Origin of the sequence: Agromyces humi (assembly GCF_009720255.1) — a bacterium.
Classification (GTDB): Bacteria; Actinomycetota; Actinomycetes; order Actinomycetales; family Microbacteriaceae; genus Agromyces; species Agromyces humi.
In genome coordinates this window covers 12,595-35,467 of record NZ_WJSP02000005.1, presented here as the reverse complement: position 1 = coordinate 35,467, position 22,873 = coordinate 12,595, and the positions used below count along the sequence as shown (strand labels likewise).

Genomic DNA, 22,873 nt, shown 5'->3' with positions numbered 1-22,873 from the left:
TCGTCATGCAGGAGTTTGTGTGCGGCATTCAGCGGCGTCCGCGGTCGCTGACCCACATCGACATGGTGAGGTGGTTCTCCGCGCCGGCGGCCTCGGTGGCCGCGTCAAGGTGGATGGAGTACTCCCCCGCGTAGGCGAGCTGGGCGTTCCCGCGGGCGGACTTGATCAGCCGGTCGGTCTGCTGCTCGGTGACCGTTCGCCGCGACTTCGGGAACGACTTCATGTCGAGTGTCGCCTTCAGCCCTGCCGCCTCGAACGCTGCGCCACGGCGGAGCGCGTAGATCTCGTCGAGCGCCGCGGAGAGGTGGTCTCGGAGCTCGTCGCGGACACGCTCTGCCTCTGAGAGGCGGGCGGTGAGGTTATCGAGGGTCGGTTTCGTCACGGGTGGTACATGCGCGGACGCACCGTTCGGTGCTCTGAGGCGGCCCTCCGCTTATTCAGCTGCAGCAGGGAAGCTGAGGGATGCGATCTCGTCCGGCCAGTCCTTCACGGCTGCAGCGCCGAACGCTTCGGCGACGGTGAGCCCGCGGATGTCGCGACGTCCCTGAACCGCGTCGGTGATCTCGGCGCGGAGCCCCGCCCAGCTGGTCGGCTTCGCCCCGCGCTTGGCACCGCGGTGGTCGGTGGGCAGGTGGACGGTGACTGCCTTCTTGTGGTCGTCCCAGAGTGACGCGTCGCCGTAGTCCTCGATGAAGCGAAGACGGCGCCGCTCCCATTCACGGTCCAGCCATCCGTGCTCGATGGCGCTGAACAGCTTGGTGGCCTCGGTGGCCAGGTCGCTCCGCCGGAGGTCGGCGACGTTCCACTCGTCCGCCGCGGACCGGGCGGCTTCCACGGCGTCCTCGTCCACCCAGACGATACGGTGCCGCTCGCTGTCGGACTCCCACGGCGCCAGCATCCGTGTTCCGGGGGCGGGCTCGTCGGGGCGCCAGTGGTTGCGGTACGGTCGGGTCCAGTTCTCGTCGTGCGAGTACTTGTTGGTCTCGAACTTGCCCGCTTCGCGCGCACCGATGTCCCTGGACTTGCTGGTGAAGCTCTTGTCGTAGGTGCCGGTGAGCTCCTCCCCTTCAGCCGGGGCAACCGGTGCGTGGCCGTCGACGTAGTGCAGCTTTCCCCGGATCGCGAGGGTGTACATGCTGTCCTCGGAGAGGCTGATGCTTATCGGGGTCCACCCGTTCGCGGCGGCGAACGCGAGGGCCTTCTCGATCACCTCGTCGATCTCCGGGTCGGTCAGGTGCGACGCCCAGGAGCCGTTGATGTCCCACTGCTCCCATGCGGCGTCCTGCCAGAGAACCTGCCACTTGGCGATCGCGGAGCGCGTGAGGTGCTGCCAGTCCCGAACCTCCACGACGTCACCGGAGGGCTTCACGACGGTGATCCGAACGAAAAAGTTCTCGACGGCGACCTTGGTCCTGTACTTGTCGTCCTGGCACGGCCACTTCCGGTTGATGCGCTGCACGACGACGAGGTCATTGGTTCGTCTGGCGATGACGAGGACGTCGTCGTGGTCAGCGCGGAGCTTCTCGACGATCTTGTCGTCGCCGCCGGCTTCGGCGATCTTCGCGCGGCGGGTGGCTTCCTTGAGGATCACCCGTGCCGCCTTCGCTTCGTCGTCCGGTGCGCCGTTGAGCGCGCGGTTCCACTTGTTGGCGACCTTCCACCAGCGGACGAGCTCGTCGGTCTGGCGATCTGCGTCGACCGCGTCGGAGTTGAACTTCTTCTGCAGCTCCGCGGACAGGAGCGCTCGGAACGGTGCCTCCTCCTTGCGTTCGCGGCTCAGCACCTCGAGGGCGGCGCGGAGGGCGGGGAACATCTTCACGTAGTGCCGGCGCTCGGAGCGGGACTCGAGGTAGTAGTGCAGCTCCTCCTCGGTGACGAAGTCGATGGGGACGACCGTCGCGGTGTCCTTCCAGATCGTGTAGCTGGCTTTGCTTCTCGCCTGCCGGGAGCCGTACTCGGTCCAGACGCTGTCGGTGCGGTCGTAGGTGAAGACCGCCTGGCCGTCGCTGTCGAGCCTGGAGATCGTCTGCACCTCCATGCTCTCCGGCGTGTGCGCCGTGCTCGGGTGGACGTTGGAGACCCGTCGTCCGTACGGGTTCTCTTCGTACCGGTACGGGTAGTGTCCGACGACTCGGATGCCGGGTCGGAGCATCTTGAGCTTCTCAGCCAGCCAATCGTTGAAAGGCGCCCGACCTGAGTCGATGGCGTTCTCCCCATCGGTGACCACCCGGACGTGGCCGGCGTCGTACGACGCCTGCTCGATCACGGAGACGGGGCCGGGCAGAGGTCGAAGGTAGGCCGCCCTATCGATCAGCCCCTGTACGCAGAGGGCGATTTTCATGTAGTGGCGGGTGCGCGCGTTCGCTTGCTTCTCCGCTTTCACCCACTCTGTCGTGCCGGGGCGGAGCGGCTCGAGCTCACCGTCCCGGCCGCGGGCCAGGAACAGCGAGGTGAACTCGTCGGCCTTCGGGACGAGGCGCTCACCGACAGTGAACTCCTCGGAGATGTTGATCCGGTAGAGGTTCTCGCCGTTGCGGATTATGAGCCAGGACTCGTGGTTGGCTTTGTTCTGGGCGTTGTCCTCCCATGGGTTGCCGGTGAACACCAGGGCGCGTTTGGCGATCGCAGCGACGACGCACTTCTGCTCGGGCACCACCTGATCGACGTTGGCGGGGTCGGCGAGCAACCACGCGTCGAACTCGTTGATGTTCATGTGGTCGATGCCGCCGTCCTCGGCGCGCAGCGCGGTCTCCTCGTCGAACGCCACGACGCTCTGTCGGATGGTGATCGGCTCGGACGCCGGCGCGGGCGCGCCCTCCCGGATGGTGTGCACCCACTCGTCACGGCCGAGGTAGAGGTTCAACGCCTCGATGCCTTCGGCGGCGAGCTTGGCCTGCTCGAGGATCGGAGCGAGCTTCGCCATGATCTCCGCTTCGCGGCGGCGGGCTTCGGAGATCATCGCATCAGCCTGTCGGCGGGCCTGTTCGAGCGCGCCCCGCACCTCCGCTTGCTGCTCCATCGCCGCTTTCTGCGCGTTCATCGCGGCGCGCGCCTGCAGCGCCATCCGCTCCTTCAGCGCGAGCGCAGTGTCGACACCGGAGATCGCAAGGTCGGTGCCTGCCGGCTCAGCCATATCAGGTGAGGTGCTGGCGGACTCGACGGTGTCCTGCAGTCGCGCGAGTGCGGTGTCCACAGCGGTGAGGTCGATGGGCTGGTTCGTCTCCATGGCCCAGTCATGCGCGGCGGGAGGGTCAGGCGTTGGCGAAAACCTCTGACGCGGCCGCCCATCCGTCGAACTGCCTCGGCTGGACCTTCCCTTCCGGAGTGGCTGGCGCCGGGGCCGGCTCGTCAATGAGCTCGCGCACCCCGGGACCCAAGGCGCCGCGGAGCAGCGGCAGCACCATCTCGTCCACGGTGAGCGCCAGGTGGTGGGTGTCGGTGACGCGCAGTGTCCACGCGAGCGCCGACCTGAGGGCGGTGGCGTCGTGCGGGTCTGGCACGAGGACGTTCTCGCAGAGGTAGGTGGGTCGGTTCCGGATGGCGAGGACGCGAAGGTTCCCGCGGAGCTCGGGGTTGGCCGGGCGGGGGCTGACGAGGAACGGCACGTCGAGGGCCTGCTTGGCGGCGCGGATCAGGTCCATGTCGCCGTCGACGAGTTCACCGAAGATCGGCAGTGGGACGCTCATGCCGGCAGTTCTGGGGAGTGGCCGCGGTCGTCGTGCGCGAATGGCTTCTGGCACGGCTCCCAGACGTATTCGTCCGGCCGCACCCTCCTGGGGATGAGCGCTCCGCAGACGTCAGGGTTGGCCGCGCGGACGGCTTTGGCGCGCTGTATGCGTTCTTCGCGGACCTTCGCGTCGAATCGGGTTCCGCCGTGTCGTCCGAGAAGGATCTGCCCGCCGTCCGCTTCAAGCTCGAGCGAACGTCTGACGGCATCCCAGAGGTGAAGCCGCCGGTACTGCCGTGCGGGGTGCTCCTCGAACCATTTGCCGGCACGGTCGTACCGCACCACCTGGGTGCCGTCGGGGTGGGTGGCGTGAACGGTGCGGGTGTCCGCCATCACTTCACCGCCTCAGCGGCCGCGGCGGCCGCCGCGGCGAGGGTGACGGCACCGTGCTGCAGGTGGCGGCGGATCTCGCCTGTGTTGGCGCCGAGCGCGATGATGTCAGGGTGGACCATCCGGTCTTCGAACACCGGGAAGAGCGGTTCGTACTTCGCGGCGAGGTTCCGGGTCATTCGGGCGTTGCCGTCGGCGGTGTAGGAGAGGCTGCAGGCGTTGTCGACGAAGTCGCTGACCTTGACGAGCGCGACTTTCGGGTCGGCGATCGCCTCGGCGACGTGTGAACGGTAGCGGTCGTGCTTCTCCGCACGGGTCAACCCGGCAGGATGGTCCGGGTTGGTGACCCCTCGGACGATGTTGGCCACCTCTTCGCCGAACATCGACCGGATCACCTTCAGCGCACCCTCGGCGTTCGCGTCGGTGCAGTGTTCCTCGCCGATCTCGGCGGCGTGGTCTTCGACGGTGTCGTGCAGGATCGACGCGACGATCACTGAGACGTCCCGGACGCCGTAGCGGACCAGGCGGAGCGTGTTCCTCAGCGGGTGCTCGATGTACGGCCCGCGTGGGAGCGGGCCGCGCTGTGCTCGGGTGTCGTTCCGGTGGTAGTAGGCGGCGAACGAGATCGCGTCGCGGATGGTCTGGACGGAGTCCGGGTCGTTGAGCTCGTGGATGATGGCGTCGGACAGCAGGGCGGTGTCCATCCCCTTCATGGGGAGTTCGGTCCGCATCTCGTTCACAACGTTCATCATGCCCGTACCATGCGCGGTTCGCGGATCAGGCCGCCAGCGCCATCCGCAGCTGCCGGGCTGGCGGACGGCCGAGCGCGAGGAGGTCGTCGGAGTGCGGCAGCGGGATGGGGAGTTCTTCGTCGTCCATGATCACTGTGATCGGGAGTCCGTTGATGCGACGCTCGGCGATGAGCTGGTGGGCTTCGGCGATGACGTTCGCCGGGAGCCCGCCAGCTGCGACGAGCGCGGCGTGAAGCGCGGACACCTCGGCGGCGCCGGCGGCGTCGAGACCGCTGGCACCGCCCCAGACGAGATCTTCGAGCCGGATCGTGTCCATCAGGCCGCGGCGGCCGCGGCGCCGGTCAGGTCGATGCCGGAGGTGAGGGTCTTCCCGGCGCCGGTGGTGAGCACCCAGCCGCCGTCGACGTGCGCGACGAGGCGGATGGTGCCGAGGCGGGTGGCGATCTCGTGGCGCTTCAGGAACGCCTTCGCGGCGTCTTCGCTGAGGTCGAGGCCGTGACGTTCGAAGATGTAGTCGGCGAGTTGTCCTGCGCGTGCCTGGTCGATCACCTTCAGCTGCAGCCCGTTGTAGATGAGCGCGGCCACGAACCCGACACTGGAGACCAGGTAAAGCACGAACCCGATCCATGCGGTGACCGGGTTGGCGTTCGCGAAAGCGGCGAACAGGATGATGGTCGACACGAACGCCGCGGCGCCCATCGCGATCGACGGCATCAGGAACCGGATGTCCAGGCCGCGGCTGGTCAGTTCGAGGTTCTCGTGGGTGGGCTCGTGCACGTGTTGCTCCTTCGTTCCGGGCGCGAGGTATGCCCGGTGCGACTCACATGCGCGGGAACCGTGCCGGGTCAGCCTTCGTTGGCCAGTTCGAGGAGATCGCCGGCGGGCTCGACGACGTACAGGATGCCGGAGAGGTCGCTGGGGACGTCGCCGGAGAGGAGCTCGGCGGCGGCTTCCTCGTCGATCGGGACGCCGTAGCGCTGCTCGATGTACCCGGTGACGGCGGCAACACGAGACTCATTGGTCTGGGTGGCAGCGATGATCGCGGGGATGCCCGGCATCGCTCCGAAGACGGCGATCGCGAGGAAGCCCGCGCCGACCGCCCGGCGGATGCCGCGGCGGATCGCTCGTGCGAGGTTCCAGACGACGAGGACTCCGACGGCGGCTGCGGCGACCCACGCCCAGGCGGGCAGCCCGGCGACCACGTCGGCGAACGCGTCACCGAACGTAGGCAGTTCGAGGGTCACGAACGCGCCCGGCCGGTGATCCGCTCGAGCAGGGTTGCCTTGGGTGCCGGCTTCGGTGTTGCCGCGGCGATCCGCTCCGCCTCAGCGCGGCAGTTCGCGCAGATCCAGTCGACGCCCTCGGCGGTGACGCCGGGAAGGTGGTAGATGTCCGCGGTGCGGAGGTCCCAAGCGACCTCGCGGCCGCAGATCGCGACCGTGTCAGCGCCGCCGCCCGTCTTCAGCCCGGCTTCGGTGATCGGGCGGATGTGGTTCCGGGTCGTCGGTCCTGCCGTGATCGTCTCGCAGTACGCGTACACGGGTGCGCTCATGGGTGGGGTCTCCTTCTCTTGGAGACCTCATGCGCGGGCTATCGGTACCTGCGGTCTCTGCGGAGTGCTGCGAGGACGAGCGTACCGGCGGCGATGGCGAGCAGCGCGGTGAGGCCGGCGAACGCGACGCTGATCGCGAGGATCGGCGCCGGGGAGGGTGAGCGGAACGTGGACGTGTAAGCGGTGACCGGCCCGATGGAGCCGATCATCCCGCCCGACGCGGTGACGAACTCAGCCTTCACGTTTTGGCTGCCGGGGTCGGTGCTGGTCAGCGGTGAGCTCGGCCCACGGATGTCTGGGCGCGTGAGGGTGGGTTTCTGCTCTTCCGGCGCCGCTGCGGGCGGACCGCCGTCTCCGGGGCCGCCGTGTGCGGAGTGCTGATCGGCGGAGGCGGGCTCGGGATCGTCGGCAGGTTCCGGATCCGGTTCGGGTTCCGGTGCGGGCGGCGGAGCGGGCGCCGGCGCTCCATCGGAGGTGTACCCGGCGAAGACTTGGACCCATTCGTACCCGGCTGGGTCGAATGCGATCCCGATGCGGGTGTACACGGGTTGGAGGATGTTCTGCCGGTGGCCTGGTGACGACATCCACGCGTCCATCACGGACGTGGACGTGCCGAACCCCTCGGCGATGTTCTCCCCGTTGCTCCGCCAACCGCCGGGGATCCTGGCTGCACGCCAGTCGTTGCTGGAGTGGTTGAAGTCGCCGGTGCGGGTCATGTACTGCGCCCATTCGAGCGCGGCCGCGTCGAGGGTGCTGTCCCGTATGAGGGCCGGCAGCCCGGCGTTCGCGCGGTGCTGGTTGACGAGGGAGAAGACTTCGTCTTCCTTCGAGCCGGCGTGTGCGATCGAGGGGGCGATCAGGAGGGTGGCGAGGAGGGTCGCGAGGAACGTGGTAGCACGACGGCGCATCTGCACCTCCCCGGGTTGGTGTCATAGGGAGATGTGTGCGGTCCCGCAATCCTTGGGCTGGTTCAGGGTGTGAGGTCGTCGTGTTTGACGACCCGGGAGAGCTCCACGGACCCGTCTTGCAGTTTCCAGAAGTGCAGCCGGCGGGCGGCCGGGGTGTTCGTCTCCACGTACGCCCGCATGCACACGGCACCGTCCTCACGGATCACCGGCTGCTCGTTCCCGGCCATGCCGAGGCGGAGCGGGTGGGTTCCGCGGGTTCCCTGCGAGCCGGTGAGCACGTCGACGATGCACCGCAGGGCTTTCGTCTGAATCGACGGCTCCTGAGGCTTGAGCGTCTCGGCGAACTCCTCCCCGACGGTGTACTGCGGGAGCGGGCTGTCCAGCTTCTGACCAGCGGGGATCCGGTCCACCCAGGTGACGAGAATGGCGTGGCGGACCGCGTCCTCCGGGTTGGTGAATGCGTCCCAGAGGACCGGCTGCGCGGCGACCGTCACCTTCTCGCGGGCCTTCGACGCTGCCGGCTTGCCGGTCTTCGCGGCGAGGCGCGTGCGGAGCTCGTTCCCGGCGGCGATCTCCTTCCGGAGCTCGTCGTTGTGCAACGTCTGAAGTTGGTCGATGGTCGCGCGAAGCTGATGGTTGGCGGCCAATGCTTGCTGCAGCGCGGTCCGTCGCTCGGCCGGTGACCCTGCTCCAGCCGCCGCCTGTGCTGCAACGACCGGTGGCTCCGTCGCCGCAGATGAGCTGGGGACGGTTTCAGTGGTGTAGATCCCCCGCCTGGACTGCACCCCACGCGTCGCGTCCAAAGCGCACCGGACGACAGCGTGGTGTTTGGCTGCCGCTTCGGTCTTGTCGTAGGCGAGGAACACGGGTGCGTCTTCGGATGTGAATGGCGGTGGCGGGAACACCCGTGCAGCTCCCCCGTACACGGCCATGCCTTCGGGCAGGTGTGCCGTGAGGTGGAATGAGAGCGGCCCGGCTGGGATCACGAAGACCGCGGCGTCCGGTTCGACGTCGTGCACGAGACGGTCGACGTCAAAGGTCGGCACACCCGTCTGACCTGGTGTTGTGACCACGAGCACTGCTTTGCCGCGTTGCGGGTTCTGAATCAGGGACGCGACAGCGCGGACATCGAGCTCGTCGATGACCTGATGGGTGGTGTTTCGTTTGGGCAGCTCCATCTCGAACGGAGACTACCTCAGGCGGGGCGCACCATCCGAGCGGGATATCGGGCAGGTCCGCGGCGTCCTTCGAGTGCGACGACGCAGGTCCCGGAATCACGGCCGAGGAACACCCCGTAGAGGCTACCGACCTTCACCTTCACGCCGACGTCGAGAGTTGCGGGGTTCTCGTCGATCCAGCGTCTCGCGATGTTGGCGAGGATGGTGGGTGTCGACGAGGGGTCCGCCTCGAGGGTCGTGACGTAGATGCCGTTGGTGGTCCCCCAGTGCTCCTGGCGTTGCTCGAGGAGCCGGAACTCGCGGCCGTCGATGTGGATGATCGCGTAGTCGGCACCGTGGTGCTCGAACGTGCTGGCGTAGGTCATTCAGTCCTCCCAGGTTTCGATGACGGGGATGCCGGCCTTCTTGGCTCGGCGGATGCAGTCGCGGGTGCCGCTGTTGCGTTCCCCGCGTTTCAGGAATGCGAGGCAGATGTCGGGGCCGAGGTCGACCATCAGCTGGTTGCGGGTGAACCCGGCGTAGTTGTCCTTCGGCTTGTCGCGGCCGTTCGGGTGCCAGTTCGCGTAGTGCTCTTCGACGGTGAGACGGCCAGGGTTCTGCCGTGCAATGGCCGCGGCCATCCGGTCGGCGCCTCGGGCGCCTCCGGCGATGAGGTGCAGCGGGACCCGTCCCGCGTCGATCCATGTCTGCTTCAGGACGGCGGCGATCGTCTCGCGATGCTTGATCTCTCGGCTGCCGGTGATCAGCACGGTGAAGGTCACGGCGCCACCCCCTCCACCCCGAGGAGCTCCGCTGCGATGCGCTGCAGCCGCGCTTTCACGGCGGCGTCGGAGGTCTGGGATGCCAGCTCGAGGAGGTTGCCGATGCGGCGTTGCTTCGCCTGCTCCATCTGCGCGAACGCATCTGCGAGATGCACCTGCGTGCGCACGTCGAACGTTTCTGGCTCGCCGATGAACGAGACGAGGTTGTCGAAGGATCCGACCAGGTCGATCTTCGTTCGGGTGCGGCTGAGCTCGGCGGTGTCGGTCACGCTGCGGCCTCCATGGGGTTCAGGTGCGTGACGAACATGCGCGGGCCGTCGGGTGCGTCGTCCTCGAGGACTGGTCGGCCGGACAGTGCGGTCTTCCGGATCTCCGTGACCAACGTCACGGGGCGCCCGCGCGGGGATTCGACGAGCTCGTCGTCACGCCACGCGAACAGGCCCTGCTCGACCCGGATCACCGAGGCCAGGCCGGGGTACTGCACGAAGGTGTGCGGCGCGTCCGAGTGGGTGACGAACGTGACGATCTCGTCGGGCGCATGCCCGGTACCGTCGAGGATGACGGCGCGGCCGTCCTCGGTGTCGAGCACCACGTCGAACACCTGGAAGCTGGACGCGGCAAGGTCACGCACGGGATCACCGGTTGGTTCCGGCCGGGCGAGCTCGCCGAGGTGTCCGGCCGCCACGTCAGCACCACCTCGTGTTCGGCTGCTGTGAGCGGCTGTCGGGTTCACGCATTCGGGTCTTCCGGTCGTCGAAGCCCAGCTTCTGCCGGGCATGTCGGGACGCTCATGCGCGGGTTGAACCTTGCGAGGGTGTTCAGGCGAGAAGCGCCACCAACTCCGGCCTGAACCAGAACGTCACCGCGACCGCGATCGGTATGCCGGCCGCCATGAACGCGGCCAGGGGTCGAGGTGTTTCAGGGTTGTCGCGACGGACCGTGGACAGGACGGTTGCGCCGCCCATGATCAGGACCGTGGATCCCACCCAGAGGCCGGCGGTGATCGTGTCAATGGTCGCGGCTGCCGCGGCGACCAGCGGGGCGAGCTTCACATCGCCGGACGCAGCCCCACCGGTTGCGGACATCGCCAGGAACACGATCGCGGTGAGGGATGCGACGACGATGGCCACAAGCGCTGGAGCCCTCCCGGTCCCGAGTGCCTGCGCTGTCGCCACAGTCCCGGCGACCACCGCGGTGAACGAGAGCAGCTGCCAGGCGTTGAGCGTCCCGCCGCGAGGTTCGACCTGCCCGAGGAGGCCAGCGACGAACGCGACGGCGGTCAGGGTCAGCTGGTACACCGGCCCGGCAGGGATCGCTGCAGCGTTCGTTGCAGCGGCTGTGAGGGTGGCGACCATCCATGGCGCCGGTGCAGCGAGAGGCCTTCCGTGCGACGTGAGGTCGGGGTTGGCTGTGACGCTCATCAGCCGGTGAAGGCAGCCAACGCTGGGGCGATAGCGAACAGCGGGGCGACGGACGCGAGCACCACAACGACGGCGAGGGTGTACGCGGCGACGCTCCCGAACGGCTCGGCCACGCGGGAGAACACGTCGAGCTGCTCGTTGGAGGCTGCAAGGTACTTCTGGGCGGAGCGCCGGGCGATCTGGTCGACCGCGCCAGCGTTCGCGTTGAACAGGAACCGCGCCGACTCCGGGAGCAGCTTGACCGAAGCGAGGTCCGCGACACTTTCGGCTGCGTTCCCGGCCCGGCGGAACGTCTCCGGCCCGGCCGCTTCGCCGGCTGCGCGGAGTGCTTCACGCTCTGGTGCGCCAGCCGCCAGCAGGTCGCCGAGCACCTCCAGGAACCGGGAGACGGCAGCCAGCTTGATCGCAGGTCCGACACCGGGGATGAGGAACGACGCCCGTTCGACGGCTGCGCGGACCGCCGGGACGGCACGGCCGAACGTCGCGAGGAACAGGACGGCCGCGACGACAGCTCCGAGAGCCCACACGGCGACGACTTGGGCGACGGATGCGGCGTCGACGACCGTTGAAGCCAGGGGTGGAACGTCCGCGTTCAGGTTGGCGAAGGTGTTCACGTACTCCGGGATGATGTACGTCGCGTCCACCCAGACGAGCGCGGCTGCGGCGGTGAATGCGACGAAGCCAGGGAGTGAGGACGTCCAGAGGCGACGCTGCAGCGTTCGGTGCTCGGTGATCCGCTGCGCCGCGCGGGCGAGGATGTTTTCGACCGGGGTGTTGAGGTCGTATTCGACGAGCCGGCGGACGGATTCGGGGATCACCGGTTCGGCTGCGAGGACTTCGCGGAGAGTCATCGTGCCGAGGTCGAGCCCGGCGGTGGCGCGCGCGAACGACCTGCCGATGTCGTAGCTCTGGAACCGTGACGCTGCAGCTTCGAGCGCTGCCCGTTCGTCACCGCCGGCGAGGAGGGTTGCGAGGGTGTCGAGTGCTTTAGCGACCACTTCGTCGCCTGCGCGGCGTCCGCGAAGGATGTCGACCTCGTACGGGTTGGTGACGGACGAATCGGTCATGGTGTGGGTCCTCCGGTTCGGGCAGCGCGGGGCTGCCGGGCATCGGGTGGACATGCGGCGAAGACGCTCATCAGCCGGCGCGTGCGAACTCCTGGACGTCGGTCCCTTCTGGTTGGCGCATCCGCCGTCCGAACTTCTCGATCGCCCGCCAGTGCGCCGGTGATGCTGCTGGCGTCCAGTCGCGGTCCCGGATCACTTCGCCGAGGATGGACGCTTCCCAATGCCGAGGTCGGGCGCCGAGCACCGCGTTCGCGGCGGCGAGGATCTGACCCTTCGTGTATCCGCGCTGGAGGAGCTCAGGGTCGCGTGCGGCGACGGAGTGGAGGTGCGAGAGGTTCCGGTCTCCGTGGTCGGCGAAGTACGCGACGAGTTCGCGGAGCCGGTTCGGTGGCATCCCCGCGTGTGGGGCGAGGATCCGAGTCACCTGGTCGACGGCTTCGTCGACGGGGGTGAGCGGAGATTCCTCGCGCGCCTCCTCGCACACCCGGCTGAGGTCACCGCCGACATCCACCCGGAAGAACCCGCCGAGCTGCTTGCTGAGCTCCCGCCGGATCATCGAGTACAGGTACGTCCACGGCTCGTACGCGGACTGCAGGCCGGAGAGGGAGGTGGGCCTTGCGAGGATGTCGACAGCGGTGTTCGCCACGTCGTAGGGGTCGCAGGGCGTCCCGAACCGCCGCCGCAGCCACGCGGAGATCGGTGTCCCGAACCGTTCAGCGATCTGGTCGTACAGCCAGCGACCCTCATCTCCAGCCCACCACGTCCCGTAGACGGGCGGGTCGTCCGGGATCGAGTGAACGCAGGCGCGTAGACGGTTCAGATCGTCCGCGGTGTCGATTGCGCACTCCTTGCCGTCCCGGAAGCCGCGCAATGCGCGCTTATCGGGGAGGCATGCGGCGACTACCAGGTGCGCGGGCGTGTGTTCCCGGCCAGGCAGGTGCCCCAGTGGAACGCTGGTTCGACCTGCGAGGTGTAGGTGCCGTGGCCGACGTCGCCGATCACGCACCGGTCGGCCCAGCGGACGGAGAACTGCACGGTCTCAGCCGCATATCCGTCGGTGGTGACCGATTCGCTTGCTTCCACGAGTTCGCCTGGCACTCCGGCAGCGACGAACGCTGCAGCGTAGGCGCCGCCGTCCATGCTCCCCGTCGCGGCGACCTGGGTGGCGACGTGGTCGAAGAACCGCCTGGCGCCGGAGTCGGTCATCTCCGCTGCGTACACCGGAGGCGGTGCCGCCGGCGCGTCGGGCTCGAGCGTGGGGACGATGAGCACGACCTGTGGAGGTTCCGGTGCCGGCGCGGAGAGGACGAGAGCCCAGAGGATCGCGGCAGCGCCGATCGATGCTGCAGCGGCCGCGGCGATCGCGACCGTGCCCTTGCCGGTCACCAGTGCACCCCACGGTCAGGTTCGATGTCGAGGAGAGGTGCGACGTCCGCCGGTGCGGGTTCGCTCCGTGGCGTGAACGACTCGAGCAGGGCGTACGCGACGAGGCGTTCGCTGGCCACGTATCGCGGGTTGCAGGAGATGAGGGTGAGGAGGTGGTCGAACCCGATGTTCTCGGTGTCCGGCCAGTCGTTGAGAACGGAGATCTGGGACGGGTCGACGTACGCGGAGTTCCGGTACCGGTACTCGTACCAGCCGTCGACGGTTTCGACGTAGATCGGGTCGCCGACGCGGAGCTCGGCAAGGTTCCAGAACGGCGAACCGTACGCGGAACGGTGAGCGGTGATCACCGCGTTCCCGGCGCCGCCGAGTTGCGCGGTCTGCTGGTAGCGGCCGGCGGCGCCGGTGTCGAGGATGTCGTCCTTGTTCGTGCCTTCGAGGATCGTCACCTTGAACTGGTCCCCTAGCCTCGGTGCGTACAGCACTCCGACGACCGTGCCGATGTCGGCTGGGTCGGTGTTGAGGTTCCGGTACTCCTCGTCAGCGATTCGCTCGAGTTCTGGGCCGGTCCTGCGTGACAGGGACGCGAACTCCGCTTCCCAGTCGTCGCTCGCGAGACCTGCCGCCTCAACCTGGACCGGCGGTGCGGGCGGATCCGGGGTGAGTTTCCAGCCGAGGTATCCGCAGGTGAGGACGCCGACGGTGAGGAGCACCTCGAACCCGACGGTGATCGGGTGTGTCCGGCTCCGCGCGCGCCGACGTCCGCTCATCAGGCCGTGGCTGCCTCAGCGAGCGGGCCGAGCACCTCGTACCAGTTGGACCAGTCGGCGGCAATCCTCGGCCCCTGTGCTCCCTGGTTGTACGGGGCATCGAAGACGGTGTGCAGCCACACCGGGTTCGGGTTGTCGCCGGTGATCTTGTCCTTGTCGTCGACGATCACATGGCCGAGAGCGAAGGTCTTGTCACCGGTGAGGATCGCCGTCTTGGCAAGGTCGCGGCTGTACTCCTCTTCCAGCCAGACGAGCTTGTCGGACGCGCAGGTCGGGTTGTCCAGCGACGCTGTGCTGCAGAACCGCACGAGCCAGCCGAGCTCCAACATGCCCGCGATCGCTTCCTTAGCGCCGGGGGTGGCGGTCATAGTCCGGTACAGTCCAGGGCTGCTCATGACCTCGTTCATCGCGGCAGCTTCGTCGGCAGGCAGCTCCGAGAGCATCTTCCAGCTGGTGTGCTCGTGCGGCTCGTGGACGTGGAGGCCGGGGTTCCGGCGTTTCGTCTCGTCGACGATGTACCGGTACCAGTGGGTTGTCGGCCCATCCATGTCCATGAGGACTGTGAACGGCATGAGGCCCCGCATCGGGTGGTTCCGCATTCGCTCGAGCCACGCGGCCTCGGAGGCGGCGCGAGTGAGGACGGCTGGTCCGGTCATGCTGCACGCCGCTCGTACGAGAACCGGATCGGTTCGAGCATGGCCGGCAGGTCGCGCCAGTCGTACAGGCGCAGGCCGGTCGCGTGCTGGTTGTACGGCGCGTCGTAGATGATCCGTTCCCACATCGGGTTCGGGTTGTCGCCGGTGATGACGTCCTTGTCGTCGACGAGGACGTGGCCCATGCACATCGTCTTGTCGAACGTCAGGGTGGTTCGCTTGACGAGCTCCCTGCTGAGTTCCCCGACCCACCAGTACTTGTCGGACGCGCAGGTCGGGTTCGTCGGTGATGGTGTCGAGCAGAGCTTGACGTTCACCCCGTCGGAGAGCAGCAGGTCGATGGTCTCGAGGGCATGCTCGACCACCTGGAACCCTCGATACAGTCCGGGCGCGTTCATCGCCGCGAGGAGGGACGAACGCTCCGGCTCCGGAGTGACGGGCAGGAAGTCATACACCTCACGGGTGCCGGCATCAGCGACCTCCACGTCGGGGTGCATCTCCCGTGCCAGGTCGACGACGCCTTCTTCCCACATCGCGATCGGCTTGTCGATGTCGAGGAGGACGGTGAAGGGGATGCTCATGCCACTCCCATGCGCGGAATCACGCGGCAGCGGCGGCCAGATGCCCGTCGTACGCGCCGGTGAGCAGCCACAGCTGCGCCCGGTGGACACCTCGTCCGATCAGCGGCTCGACGAGGGCGGCGACGGCCGGGCCGTTCACGCCGGGGTCGGGGTCGAGTGTCGACAGGAACGTTTCGGCGTCCGGGTCGGCTGCGACGGCGGTCGCGGCAGCCTTCTTCAGCCAGTACGTGTAGTCGACGGTGCTGAGCGCGTGGGCGGAGATCTCCGCTCGAGCTGCAGGCGGAAGCGAGGCGATGTCATCGCGGGCGGACTCGGCGGCGGGGAGGTCGAGGTGTTGCATACCTCTGGGCCATGCGGCGACCGTGGGGGTAGAAGGGGCCACTCACCCGATGAAAGCGGCCCCTTCTCAGCCCGCCCGACCCCAGAACCCGAAACTGTGGTCGGGCACCCTTGCTGCCCAGCGCATGCCCTGCACTGGACGTCTGAAAGCGTATGACGCCAGATGTTTGCGGGGCGGCCGTTTCGGGCGTCAACGGCTGGGGAAAAGCTGGGAGAAGAGTGGTCTGTGACTCAGGTTTCACACCCAGCCGAGGACCCTCGCGGATCAGGCGATTCCGGTGTGGCCGGCGCCTCCGGCGCCTCGATCCGAAGCGGACAGTTCGTTGGTCTCGACGAACACCGGGACGAGGTACCGCTGGAACATCAGCTGTGCGATCCGGTCGCCGGGGTTCACGGTGAACTGCTTCCGGCTGGCGTTATGGAGGATGACCATGATCTCGCCGCGGTAGCCGGCGTCGACGAGGCCGGGGGCGTTCAGCACGATGATCGAGTGGTTCAGCGCGAGCCCGGAACGGGAGCACACCTGCATGACGGTGTCGTACGGCATCTCGACCGCGAAGCCGGTGTGGACGAGGACGGTGTCGCCGGGCTCGAGGACGTACGTGTCGACGGAGCGGGCGTCGACGCCGGCGTCGCCGTACTTCGCCTGCTTCGGGATGACTGCGTCGGGGTGGAGTCGCTTGAACTTGATGTTGATCTGCTCGACCTCGAGGTCGGCGGCGATGGTGGTCATGCCACTACTCATGCGCGGCCGGGTCGGCGACCGTGACGTCCTGCGGGTCGATGATCGTGTCCATCCACGGGTATCCCCAGGCGAACAGGGCGAGCACGATCGCCGCGGCGAGGATCACGACGAGGACGATCCGAAGCCACAGCGGACCTGGAAGGGTGCGGAACAAGGCTGCGTACATGGTGGGCCTCCGGCTACTGGTTGACGAGGTGTTCGACATCGGCGGGCGGGTCGTTCGGTGCGGAGAACGACTCGAACTCGCCGTACGCCACCCAGCGGTGCTCGGACGAGTACAGCGGGTCGCAGGTGGTCAGGGTGATCGTCCGCTTCACCGGCGCGACGCCAGGCTGCCGCGGGACGGGCAGCACCACCTCGATCTCGGACGGTTCGATGATCTCCGAGCTCCGGTACCGGTACGTGTACCAGCCGTCGGCGGTCTGCACGATGATCGGATCCCCGGGCTGCAGCTGGTCGATCCAGTGCATCGCCCCGCCGTACGCGGAGCGGTGACCGGCGATCGCGAAGTTCCCCACCTCACCGGGCATCTGGGTGCCCGGGTAGTGGCCGATGCCAAGGTCGAAGCTGTCGAGCACCTGGTCGCTGAACCCTTCAGCGATGTTGCGTCGGTAGTCAGCGCCGTACCTCGGGACGTACAGCACCGCGAACCCCTGATCTGTGGCCGGGGCGACGCCGACCGGCGGGTCGTACTTGTCGAAGTCGACGCCGGTCCGGCCGGAATGGTCGAACTCGTCGATCCATTCCTCGGACTGCGCCGACGCCGCTGCGGTCTGCTGCTGCGCGGCGATCGTGTCCTGCCACCACAGCTTCCATCCGAGGTACAGCAGGACGAGCACTCCAGCGGTGAGGAGCAGCTCGCCGGCGATGGTGAAGATCCGGTGGCGGCGCATACGAAGTTCATGCGCGGGATTCCCGCGCATGTGGTTCTCGGCGTCCGTGTCCGGGAATCCTCCCGGTTTTGCGGCGGCGTGTGCATGAGGAGGCAACGGTGCGTTCCCGCTGGGAATGCTCCTGCGGCGTCCGTGTGCATATTGCAGCTGCTGGCGGCCGCCGCGAATCACGCAATCCACCAAAGGACCAACATGAAGAAGAGCACCACCCGGCTCGGCGCACTCGCGCTGACCGGTGTCCTGGTCGGCTCGGGCGTCGCTGGGGCATTCGTGTCGCCGGCGTTCGCCGCGCCCGACAGCCCGAAGCCGGACGCCGTCGAGGTGACCGCTGAGATCACCGAGGCCACCGGCCCCGCCAACTGTCTCGACGGCAGCATCCCGATCCGCATCACCTCCGCCGTCCTGCAGGACTGGGTGTGGGATGAGGCAGATGACGGCGGCACCGACACGTGGATCGAGGACCCCGCCGGCACCACCGGCGGCGACGTCACCGACACCACCCGTGACGCCACTGTCGACGAGCGCGCAGCCGCTGACTGCGGTCCTGGCGCCGACGACGTCAAGCCCGACCCGGTCACCACGGCAGCCGCGTACGACGGCCCCGAGACGCTCGACTGTGAGGCTGGCGTCTTCGCATGGACGCACTACGGCGCCGAGAGCTACGACTGGGTCTGGGACGTCCCGACGCAGTCGTTCGTCCCCGGCGAGACCGCGATCGGCGACACCGAGGAGCAGTCGCGCCCGGCCACGGCCGAGGACTGCGAGGAGCCCGGTGGCGGCGAGGAGCCTGGTGACGGCGGCGAGGAGCCCGGTGACGGCGGCGAGGAGCCTGGCGACGGCGGGGGCAACCCCGGCGGCGAGGAGCCTGGTGACGGCGGCGAGGAGCCCGGTGACGGCGGCGAGAACCCCGGCGGCGAGAACCCCGGTGGGGAGAACCCCGGCGGCGAGAACCCCGGTGGGGAGAACCCCGGTGGGGAGAACCCTGGCACCGAGAACCCCGGCACCGAGAACCCCGGCACGGAGAACCCCGGCGCCGAGGCCCCGAAGCCAGCCAACACCGTCCCGGCAGCTGACGCTGTCGCCGGTGAGGACTTCCGCGTGACCGGCTCGGGCTTCAAGGCCAACGAGGTCGTCAAGGTCTACCTGCACTCCGACCCGATCCTCCTCGGCGAGCTCACCGCTGACGCCGACGGCAAGATCGACGGCTACGTGAAGATTCCGGCGAACGCCCCGGCCGGCGAGCACCACATCGTGCTCGTCGACACCGCAGGCGTCGAGTACCAGTCCGGCACCATCACGGTGAAGGCTGCAGCCGCTGCGGCCGTCGCCGAGGAGGGCCACCCCGACACCGGCTTCGGTCTCGCAGGCCCGCTCACCGCGGCCCTGACGCTGATCGCCGCAGGTGGCGTGTTCCTCGTCGCGCGCAAGCGCGGCGCATTCAGCGCGTAGGTCCAGCGCGAAAACGAGAAGCCCCGCCCCAGCAACATCGGGGGCGGGGCTTCTCGCATGCCCAGGGGCTCGCGCCGGGCAAGGGCTTGCGCCAGCCCGTGCCGGTCGCCCACCGTTGAAAGGTGAACGACCGGCAGAGCTGGGCGGAGTACAGGGCCGAGCACGGCATCACGCCGGAAGAGGAACCGGCGGCGTTCGCCGCGTACCTCAACCTGCTCTCCGGCGGGCGCTGGGACGAGGACGCCGTCGAGAAGGACCCCGCGGACGACGACTAGGCGAGCCCCAAGGCGACCAGGTCAGCGCCGACCTCTGCCATCGCGACGAGCAGCGTGTCCCTCGTAGTCACCTCACGCGGCTGGTAGCGCAGCGGCATGCCCGCCTCGAGCGGGGTGCGGTCGGCCTTCCGGCCGTTGCACTCGGTGTGAGCTGCGATCGTGTTCAGCCAGGTGTTCGGGTTCCCGACGAACCGCGACTTCGGCATGATGTGGTCGATCGTCGTCGGCCGTGCTGGCTTGGTGCAGTACGCACACCCAAGACCACGGTCGCGCTGCAGGACACCTTCGCGAGTCCATGGCTGCACACCGTACTTGTAGGGGACGCGCACCATCTCCCGGAACTGCACAACTCGAGGGAACGGGTACTCCGCTGTCGCTGACCGGACCGTCTGACCGGGGACCGCTTCGACGATGACGGCGCGCTCCTTCAGCAGGAACGCCATCGCTCGGTGAAGCGAGACAATCCCGAGCGGTTCGAAGCTGGCGTTCAGCACGACGACTGCGGCGGTCACGGGGTTCTTTCCTCTCTCGGTGTTCGGGTAGTTCGGTCGGTGTTGCTACTTTCTGGGCGTTGGTCGTCGTCGTCGAAGACCCCACAGTGGATGAAGATCGAGGCGTCTGTCGGGTTCGAACCGACGTCTCTCGCTTTGCAGGCGAGCCCCTAGCCACTCGGGCAAGACGCCATGGAGATCACGGCCTGGGCGGCGATCTTCAGGGGTGAGACATGCGGCCAGTTGGCCGCGGTGGATCAGTTGGACTCTGCCGCCTCTAGGGGCTCGAACCGGAGTGGGATCGGCTCCCCTCCACCGGCATCCACTTCGGTTTGGACGCCGTAGGGGAACTGCATCGGGAACAGCTGGCGGAGCTCCACCATGTGGATTCCCCGTCCTGGCTGGTCGGCGTCGAGCCAGCCCATGAGGCCTCCGTCGGGATCTTCGATGAGCCGCCCCGGAACGATCGGGTGGTCGCCCCAGAGCCGCACCCAGCGGTGTTCGCCGAAGTGCCGGTACCGGGTCCCGCGCGTGTCAGGGCCGTAGTCCATGCCGTGCACGTCCCAGGTCCGTGGGGTGGTGTTCTCCGTCATGCACCATCCATGCGCGGCGGGACTGTGCTTCCGGTCAGGGCAGCGTGTCGAGCCACGCCTCGATGACCGAGACGTGCACGGGGGTGAAGTCGTGTGCGTCGACGCCGACGTGGAACTCGCGGCTGCCGGGCCGGGTCGCTTCCTTCGAATGGGTGTGCCCGTGGAGGAGCGGAAGGCCGGTGTCGACCGGGCGGTGGCCGGCGTACCGTTCGACGTCCTTGCGGGAGTCGCCCCGGTAGGGGTAGTGGCTCGCGAGGAGCCGGCGCTGTCCGGAAACTTCGACGTCGACGATCTCGTCAACGACCGTCCACCCGGCAGACTCGTACCGCTTCCGGAACGTCTCGACGTACGCGGGCTTGTTCGTCGCGGTAGACACTCGGTCGTGGTTCCCGGGCATGAGCACTCTGTCGCCGTTCAGCGCCATCGTCAGCGCGAGCGATTGGTCGAACGGGCCGAGGTTCAGGTCGCCTAGGTGAAGGACGGTGTCGGTTGGTCCGACGACGCTGTTCCAGCGGCGGATCAACTCGCCGTTCATGTGGCCGACCGAGGAGAACGGCCGGTCGCAGAACTCGATGATCCGGGCGTGAGAGAAGTGGTGGTCGGAGGTCACCCAGTCGAAGGTGAGCATGGCTCTTAGGCGTCCTTCGCGAAGGCGGTGTTGTGTTCCACGTCGGGGTGACAGGATTCGAACCTGCGACCTCCCGCTCCCAAAGCGGGCGCTCTACCAAGCTGAGCTACACCCCGGTGCCGCAGCGTCGGTCGCCAGAATTGACGCTGCGTAAGACCGGCTTTTCCGGTCTCGAGCCCCTGCCGAGGATTGAACTCGGGACCTCTCCCATACCAAGGGAGCGCTCGTACCACTGAGCTACGGGGGCGTGAACGCGGCAGCCGAAGGTGACCCTTGTCGCTGCGTGGGGTCAGGTTTGCCCTGACCTTGTGGACCCAACAGGTCTCGAACCTGCTACCTTCTCGCTGCCAGCGAGACGCTCTACCTGATGAGCTATGGGCCCGCACCTCACCGGCCTTCCGACCGTTGAGGGCGTGCGGGGTATCTAATCCCGCGATATGCCGCGGTCGCGGTGAGACGACCGGTCCAGGACCCGTGAGGACCCTGTTCGATGTCTACATGCGCGGGTTACCCGCCGAACGACCCGGAATGCGAGCCGGACTTCGCCGAGGACCCGAATCCAGCTGCCTTCCCTGACGACCCGAACCCGCCGGACAGCGGTGCCCGGGTGCCCACCTTCGCCCCGGCCGGGGCCTTCTCGACGACGTCGGAGTGCGCGACGGAGCCGGGCTTCGCGAACCCGCCTTGGGTGACCGGCGCCCAGGAGCTCACACGCGGTGAATCCCATCGGGAGCCGGAGAACAGGAGCGGACCGAGCCAGAGGGCCCCGCCGCCGTAGTGGCCGTGATACCCGTCGGATGACTCGCACAACTGGTCAGGGTCCCCCTGGACGGGCTCACCGGCGTCGGCGAGCTTCTTCATCTGCTCGGTGACGTCGGCGATGCAGTCTTCCTTCGACCGGTAGACCGGACGCTCCGTGCCGTCCGGGAGGACGTAGTTCTCACCGTCGGCGCCGGTGACGACTTCCCCGTCCTCCGGGAATGTCGCGCAGCCGGCGAGGAGGAACATGGCGCCGGCCACACCGATCGCCGTGGCGATCTTCGGGGCGGACGGTCGGTGGGTTGCGACTCCGGACAGCTCGAGCTGTCCGCGGCGGCGGGTGGCGGTCAACGGCTCTCCTCGGCGTCGATGATGTAGTGCGGGACGAACTCGGCGAGGTCGCCGGTGATCGGGCCGCTGGTCTCGCGGATGTCGATGCCGGCAGGGGTCTCCCCGACGACCCAGGAGCCGACGATGACGGTCTTCCCGTCGACCTGGCCGAGTGTGGCGCGCTCCTGGAACACGAACCCTTCCTCGCCGTATTCGCCGCCCTGCTGGGCGACGGGGCGGCCGCCTTGGTCGTAGATGGTGACGTTCGCGCCTTCCCGGCCGAGCTTCGGCTTGGAGACATACTCACGGCCTGCGAGCATCTCCTGTGAGGTGTACGCCGGGAGCAGGTTCGGATGGCCGGGGAACAGCTCCCACAGCACCACGAGCAGCTGCTTGTTCGACAGCAGCATCTTCCAGATCGGTTCGATCCAGACGGTGCTGTCGCGGGTGGAGGTGAGAAGCTCCGCGAACTGCTCGCGGACCATCCACTCCCATGGGTACAGCTTGAAGATCCGCTCGATCGGTTCGCCGTCGGAGTCGATGAAGCGGCGCCGGTCGACGTCGAACTGGACGTCCTCCATGAAGATCTGCTTCGTGTCGAACCCGGCGGCCTTCGCCGTCTCCGCCATGTAGCCGACTGTGTCGGCGTCCTCGACGATCAGTTCGCCGTCGCCGGTGTTGTGAAGCGACGCGAGGTGCAGGCGGGCACCGGCTGGCAGGGCGAGCCGCTCCGTGCGGATGTGCTCCCACTGCTCGACGAGGAGCTCATGGATGGCGTTGAACTGGTCGGCGTCCTCTCCGCGGGACTCGACCAGCCATTGCCACTGCGCGGCGGCGGACTCGACAAGCGATGTCGGGGTGTCGGCGTTGAACTCGAGCATCTTGATCGTGTCGCCGCCGTCGTACGCGAGGTCGAACCGGCCGTACACGGTGGGGTCGTCCTCATCCCAGGAGCGTGCGACGAGCTCGTGCAGGAACGTCGGGATCCCGAACTCCGCGAACCGGCCGTTACGGACGATGTGCTCGACAGCTTCCATGCACAGGCCGAAGAGTTCCTTCGTCACCGCTTCGAGGGCGTCCACCTCGCCGAGAGTGAAGCCGTACGCGGCCTCCTCCTGCCAGTACGGGCGGCCACCTTCGGACTCCATGTCGTAGAACGTGAAGCCGATGCTGTCGAACCTGGAACGCCACTCAGGGCGCGGCTTCGAGGGGGTGCGGATCAACGTCGTCCTTCGGGTGTGGGGCGCTGGAGCGCGTGCCTATGTTGCCAGATCCGTGCCCGGATCAC

General features: G+C 67.8%; 33 protein-coding genes and 4 tRNA genes. 2 read left to right on the top strand and 35 right to left on the bottom strand.

The window, feature by feature from the left end; translation table 11 throughout:
• Positions 1 to 28 precede the first annotated feature (28 nt).
• The 26 genes from GH736_RS01380 to GH736_RS01260 form a co-directional block, all read right to left on the bottom strand.
• Entirely contained in the window at positions 29 to 382 is a 354-nt protein-coding gene (locus GH736_RS01380; protein ID WP_159599518.1) for a hypothetical protein, read from the bottom strand.
• A 51-nt stretch (positions 383 to 433) separates the two neighbouring features.
• Positions 434 to 3,226: an ATP synthase subunit B family protein gene (locus GH736_RS01375; RefSeq protein WP_159599516.1), complete on the bottom strand. Its 2,793-nt coding sequence runs from the start codon at positions 3,224 to 3,226 to the stop codon at positions 434 to 436.
• Between the two features lie 25 nt (positions 3,227 to 3,251).
• Entirely contained in the window at positions 3,252 to 3,686 is a 435-nt protein-coding gene (locus GH736_RS01370) for a hypothetical protein (RefSeq protein ID WP_159599514.1), read from the bottom strand.
• On the bottom strand, positions 3,683 to 4,060 hold the full coding sequence (locus tag GH736_RS01365; RefSeq protein ID WP_159599512.1) for a hypothetical protein: 378 nt from the start codon (positions 4,058 to 4,060) through the stop codon (positions 3,683 to 3,685). Before GH736_RS01365 ends, GH736_RS01370 begins: the two co-directional genes overlap by 4 nt.
• A complete protein-coding gene (locus tag GH736_RS01360; RefSeq protein WP_159599510.1) occupies positions 4,060 to 4,809 on the bottom strand; it encodes an HD domain-containing protein in 750 nt (249 codons plus the stop codon). The genes GH736_RS01365 and GH736_RS01360 overlap by 1 nt, the downstream gene beginning before the upstream one ends.
• 25 nt (positions 4,810 to 4,834) lie before the next feature.
• Positions 4,835 to 5,125, bottom strand: a complete 291-nt coding sequence (locus GH736_RS01355) for a hypothetical protein (RefSeq protein WP_159599508.1) — start codon at positions 5,123 to 5,125, stop codon at positions 4,835 to 4,837.
• A complete protein-coding gene (locus tag GH736_RS01350) occupies positions 5,125 to 5,586 on the bottom strand; it encodes a hypothetical protein (protein WP_159599506.1) in 462 nt (153 codons plus the stop codon). Before GH736_RS01350 ends, GH736_RS01355 begins: the two co-directional genes overlap by 1 nt.
• Before the next feature lie 68 nt (positions 5,587 to 5,654).
• Positions 5,655 to 6,053, bottom strand: a complete 399-nt coding sequence (locus GH736_RS01345) for a hypothetical protein (RefSeq protein WP_159599504.1) — start codon at positions 6,051 to 6,053, stop codon at positions 5,655 to 5,657.
• Positions 6,050 to 6,361 (bottom strand): hypothetical protein, encoded by a 312-nt coding sequence (locus GH736_RS01340; protein ID WP_159599502.1) that lies wholly within the window; start codon positions 6,359 to 6,361, stop codon positions 6,050 to 6,052. The genes GH736_RS01345 and GH736_RS01340 overlap by 4 nt, the downstream gene beginning before the upstream one ends.
• Before the next feature lie 38 nt (positions 6,362 to 6,399).
• The gene (locus GH736_RS24405; protein ID WP_203230613.1) at positions 6,400 to 7,269 is read right to left on the bottom strand and encodes a CAP domain-containing protein; all 870 of its coding nucleotides are present in this window, start codon (positions 7,267 to 7,269) and stop codon (positions 6,400 to 6,402) included.
• Positions 7,270 to 7,331: 62 nt separating this feature from the next.
• Positions 7,332 to 8,447, bottom strand: a complete 1,116-nt coding sequence (locus tag GH736_RS01330) for a hypothetical protein (protein ID WP_159599500.1) — start codon at positions 8,445 to 8,447, stop codon at positions 7,332 to 7,334.
• A gap of 17 nt (positions 8,448 to 8,464) precedes the next feature.
• A complete protein-coding gene (locus GH736_RS01325) occupies positions 8,465 to 8,812 on the bottom strand; it encodes a hypothetical protein (RefSeq protein ID WP_159599498.1) in 348 nt (115 codons plus the stop codon).
• The gene (locus tag GH736_RS01320) at positions 8,813 to 9,208 is read right to left on the bottom strand and encodes an SLOG family protein (RefSeq protein ID WP_203230612.1); all 396 of its coding nucleotides are present in this window, start codon (positions 9,206 to 9,208) and stop codon (positions 8,813 to 8,815) included.
• Complete coding sequence (locus tag GH736_RS01315) at positions 9,205 to 9,477, bottom strand: hypothetical protein (protein WP_159599496.1); 273 nt, start codon at positions 9,475 to 9,477, stop codon at positions 9,205 to 9,207. Before GH736_RS01315 ends, GH736_RS01320 begins: the two co-directional genes overlap by 4 nt.
• On the bottom strand, positions 9,474 to 9,893 hold the full coding sequence (locus GH736_RS01310; RefSeq protein WP_159599494.1) for a hypothetical protein: 420 nt from the start codon (positions 9,891 to 9,893) through the stop codon (positions 9,474 to 9,476). The genes GH736_RS01315 and GH736_RS01310 overlap by 4 nt, the downstream gene beginning before the upstream one ends.
• Before the next feature lie 133 nt (positions 9,894 to 10,026).
• On the bottom strand, positions 10,027 to 10,563 hold the full coding sequence (locus tag GH736_RS01305) for a hypothetical protein (RefSeq protein ID WP_159599492.1): 537 nt from the start codon (positions 10,561 to 10,563) through the stop codon (positions 10,027 to 10,029).
• Between the two features lie 65 nt (positions 10,564 to 10,628).
• Entirely contained in the window at positions 10,629 to 11,696 is a 1,068-nt protein-coding gene (locus tag GH736_RS01300; protein WP_159599490.1) for a type II secretion system F family protein, read from the bottom strand.
• Positions 11,697 to 11,766: 70 nt separating this feature from the next.
• Complete coding sequence (locus GH736_RS01295; RefSeq protein WP_159599488.1) at positions 11,767 to 12,342, bottom strand: hypothetical protein; 576 nt, start codon at positions 12,340 to 12,342, stop codon at positions 11,767 to 11,769.
• 254 nt (positions 12,343 to 12,596) lie between these two features.
• The gene (locus GH736_RS01290; protein ID WP_159599486.1) at positions 12,597 to 13,082 is read right to left on the bottom strand and encodes a DUF6993 domain-containing protein; all 486 of its coding nucleotides are present in this window, start codon (positions 13,080 to 13,082) and stop codon (positions 12,597 to 12,599) included.
• The gene (locus GH736_RS01285; protein ID WP_159599484.1) at positions 13,079 to 13,849 is read right to left on the bottom strand and encodes a sortase; all 771 of its coding nucleotides are present in this window, start codon (positions 13,847 to 13,849) and stop codon (positions 13,079 to 13,081) included. Before GH736_RS01285 ends, GH736_RS01290 begins: the two co-directional genes overlap by 4 nt.
• Positions 13,849 to 14,505 (bottom strand): 5' nucleotidase, NT5C type, encoded by a 657-nt coding sequence (locus GH736_RS01280; RefSeq protein ID WP_159599482.1) that lies wholly within the window; start codon positions 14,503 to 14,505, stop codon positions 13,849 to 13,851. Before GH736_RS01280 ends, GH736_RS01285 begins: the two co-directional genes overlap by 1 nt.
• Positions 14,502 to 15,083, bottom strand: coding sequence for a 5' nucleotidase, NT5C type (locus GH736_RS01275; protein ID WP_159599480.1), 582 nt, complete (start codon positions 15,081 to 15,083; stop codon positions 14,502 to 14,504). The genes GH736_RS01280 and GH736_RS01275 overlap by 4 nt, the downstream gene beginning before the upstream one ends.
• A 19-nt stretch (positions 15,084 to 15,102) precedes the next feature.
• On the bottom strand, positions 15,103 to 15,423 hold the full coding sequence (locus tag GH736_RS01270) for a hypothetical protein (protein WP_159599478.1): 321 nt from the start codon (positions 15,421 to 15,423) through the stop codon (positions 15,103 to 15,105).
• A 264-nt stretch (positions 15,424 to 15,687) separates the two neighbouring features.
• The gene (gene dut, locus GH736_RS01265) at positions 15,688 to 16,155 is read right to left on the bottom strand and encodes a dUTP diphosphatase (RefSeq protein ID WP_159599476.1); all 468 of its coding nucleotides are present in this window, start codon (positions 16,153 to 16,155) and stop codon (positions 15,688 to 15,690) included.
• 4 nt (positions 16,156 to 16,159) lie between these two features.
• Entirely contained in the window at positions 16,160 to 16,333 is a 174-nt protein-coding gene (locus GH736_RS24400; RefSeq protein WP_203230611.1) for a hypothetical protein, read from the bottom strand.
• 13 nt (positions 16,334 to 16,346) lie between these two features.
• Entirely contained in the window at positions 16,347 to 17,060 is a 714-nt protein-coding gene (locus tag GH736_RS01260) for a class E sortase (RefSeq protein WP_159599474.1), read from the bottom strand.
• Positions 17,061 to 17,252: 192 nt separating this feature from the next.
• On the opposite strand from GH736_RS01260, the gene GH736_RS01255 reads away from it, so the two are divergent.
• Together GH736_RS01255 and GH736_RS01250 are read left to right on the top strand one after the other, a co-directional pair.
• Entirely contained in the window at positions 17,253 to 18,509 is a 1,257-nt protein-coding gene (locus GH736_RS01255) for a hypothetical protein (RefSeq protein WP_159599472.1), read from the top strand.
• Between the two features lie 122 nt (positions 18,510 to 18,631).
• Positions 18,632 to 18,784, top strand: coding sequence for a hypothetical protein (locus GH736_RS01250; RefSeq protein WP_159599470.1), 153 nt, complete (start codon positions 18,632 to 18,634; stop codon positions 18,782 to 18,784).
• Here the strand turns inward: GH736_RS01250 and GH736_RS01245 are convergent.
• The 9 genes from GH736_RS01245 to GH736_RS01205 form a co-directional block, all read right to left on the bottom strand.
• Positions 18,781 to 19,296: an HNH endonuclease gene (locus GH736_RS01245; RefSeq protein WP_235933787.1), complete on the bottom strand. Its 516-nt coding sequence runs from the start codon at positions 19,294 to 19,296 to the stop codon at positions 18,781 to 18,783. The genes GH736_RS01250 and GH736_RS01245 overlap by 4 nt on opposite strands.
• A 100-nt stretch (positions 19,297 to 19,396) precedes the next feature.
• A tRNA-Cys gene (locus GH736_RS01240) sits at positions 19,397 to 19,467 on the bottom strand.
• Between the two features lie 65 nt (positions 19,468 to 19,532).
• Positions 19,533 to 19,868 carry a hypothetical protein gene (locus GH736_RS01235; RefSeq protein ID WP_159599468.1) on the bottom strand — a complete coding sequence of 112 codons (336 nt, stop codon included), beginning with the start codon at positions 19,866 to 19,868 and terminating at the stop codon, positions 19,533 to 19,535.
• Between the two features lie 34 nt (positions 19,869 to 19,902).
• Positions 19,903 to 20,496: a metallophosphoesterase gene (locus tag GH736_RS01230; RefSeq protein ID WP_159599466.1), complete on the bottom strand. Its 594-nt coding sequence runs from the start codon at positions 20,494 to 20,496 to the stop codon at positions 19,903 to 19,905.
• 42 nt (positions 20,497 to 20,538) lie between these two features.
• Positions 20,539 to 20,612: transfer RNA gene (locus GH736_RS01225), tRNA-Pro, on the bottom strand.
• A gap of 58 nt (positions 20,613 to 20,670) precedes the next feature.
• Positions 20,671 to 20,743 (bottom strand) — tRNA-Thr (locus tag GH736_RS01220).
• 62 nt (positions 20,744 to 20,805) lie between these two features.
• Positions 20,806 to 20,878 (bottom strand) — tRNA-Ala (locus GH736_RS01215).
• A 125-nt stretch (positions 20,879 to 21,003) separates the two neighbouring features.
• Positions 21,004 to 21,606 carry a hypothetical protein gene (locus GH736_RS01210; protein ID WP_159599464.1) on the bottom strand — a complete coding sequence of 201 codons (603 nt, stop codon included), beginning with the start codon at positions 21,604 to 21,606 and terminating at the stop codon, positions 21,004 to 21,006.
• Complete coding sequence (locus GH736_RS01205) at positions 21,603 to 22,808, bottom strand: glutathionylspermidine synthase family protein (protein ID WP_203230610.1); 1,206 nt, start codon at positions 22,806 to 22,808, stop codon at positions 21,603 to 21,605. The genes GH736_RS01210 and GH736_RS01205 overlap by 4 nt, the downstream gene beginning before the upstream one ends.
• Between the last annotated feature and the right edge of the window lie 65 nt (positions 22,809 to 22,873).

Bases quoted from the DNA above. Each gene is read 5' to 3' on its own strand.
- GH736_RS01375 (WP_159599516.1), bottom strand. From the start codon at position 3,226: ATGGAGACGAACCAGCCCATCGACCTCACCGCTGTGGACACCGCACTC.
- GH736_RS01370 (WP_159599514.1), bottom strand. From the start codon at position 3,686: ATGAGCGTCCCACTGCCGATCTTCGGTGAACTCGTCGACGGCGACATG.
- GH736_RS01365 (WP_159599512.1), bottom strand. From the start codon at position 4,060: ATGGCGGACACCCGCACCGTTCACGCCACCCACCCCGACGGCACCCAG.
- GH736_RS01360 (WP_159599510.1), bottom strand. From the start codon at position 4,809: ATGATGAACGTTGTGAACGAGATGCGGACCGAACTCCCCATGAAGGGG.
- GH736_RS01355 (WP_159599508.1), bottom strand. From the start codon at position 5,125: ATGGACACGATCCGGCTCGAAGATCTCGTCTGGGGCGGTGCCAGCGGT.
- GH736_RS01340 (WP_159599502.1), bottom strand. From the start codon at position 6,361: ATGAGCGCACCCGTGTACGCGTACTGCGAGACGATCACGGCAGGACCG.
- GH736_RS24405 (WP_203230613.1), bottom strand. From the start codon at position 7,269: ATGCGCCGTCGTGCTACCACGTTCCTCGCGACCCTCCTCGCCACCCTC.
- GH736_RS01330 (WP_159599500.1), bottom strand. From the start codon at position 8,447: ATGGAGCTGCCCAAACGAAACACCACCCATCAGGTCATCGACGAGCTC.
- GH736_RS01325 (WP_159599498.1), bottom strand. From the start codon at position 8,812: ATGACCTACGCCAGCACGTTCGAGCACCACGGTGCCGACTACGCGATC.
- GH736_RS01305 (WP_159599492.1), bottom strand. From the start codon at position 10,563: ATGGTCGCCACCCTCACAGCCGCTGCAACGAACGCTGCAGCGATCCCT.
- GH736_RS01300 (WP_159599490.1), bottom strand. From the start codon at position 11,696: ATGACCGATTCGTCCGTCACCAACCCGTACGAGGTCGACATCCTTCGC.
- GH736_RS01285 (WP_159599484.1), bottom strand. From the start codon at position 13,849: ATGAGCGGACGTCGGCGCGCGCGGAGCCGGACACACCCGATCACCGTC.
- GH736_RS01280 (WP_159599482.1), bottom strand. From the start codon at position 14,505: ATGACCGGACCAGCCGTCCTCACTCGCGCCGCCTCCGAGGCCGCGTGG.
- GH736_RS01275 (WP_159599480.1), bottom strand. From the start codon at position 15,083: ATGAGCATCCCCTTCACCGTCCTCCTCGACATCGACAAGCCGATCGCG.
- GH736_RS01270 (WP_159599478.1), bottom strand. From the start codon at position 15,423: ATGCAACACCTCGACCTCCCCGCCGCCGAGTCCGCCCGCGATGACATC.
- dut (WP_159599476.1), bottom strand. From the start codon at position 16,155: ATGACCACCATCGCCGCCGACCTCGAGGTCGAGCAGATCAACATCAAG.
- GH736_RS24400 (WP_203230611.1), bottom strand. From the start codon at position 16,333: ATGTACGCAGCCTTGTTCCGCACCCTTCCAGGTCCGCTGTGGCTTCGG.
- GH736_RS01260 (WP_159599474.1), bottom strand. From the start codon at position 17,060: ATGCGCCGCCACCGGATCTTCACCATCGCCGGCGAGCTGCTCCTCACC.
- GH736_RS01255 (WP_159599472.1), top strand. From the start codon at position 17,253: ATGAAGAAGAGCACCACCCGGCTCGGCGCACTCGCGCTGACCGGTGTC.
- GH736_RS01235 (WP_159599468.1), bottom strand. From the start codon at position 19,868: ATGACGGAGAACACCACCCCACGGACCTGGGACGTGCACGGCATGGAC.
- GH736_RS01230 (WP_159599466.1), bottom strand. From the start codon at position 20,496: ATGCTCACCTTCGACTGGGTGACCTCCGACCACCACTTCTCTCACGCC.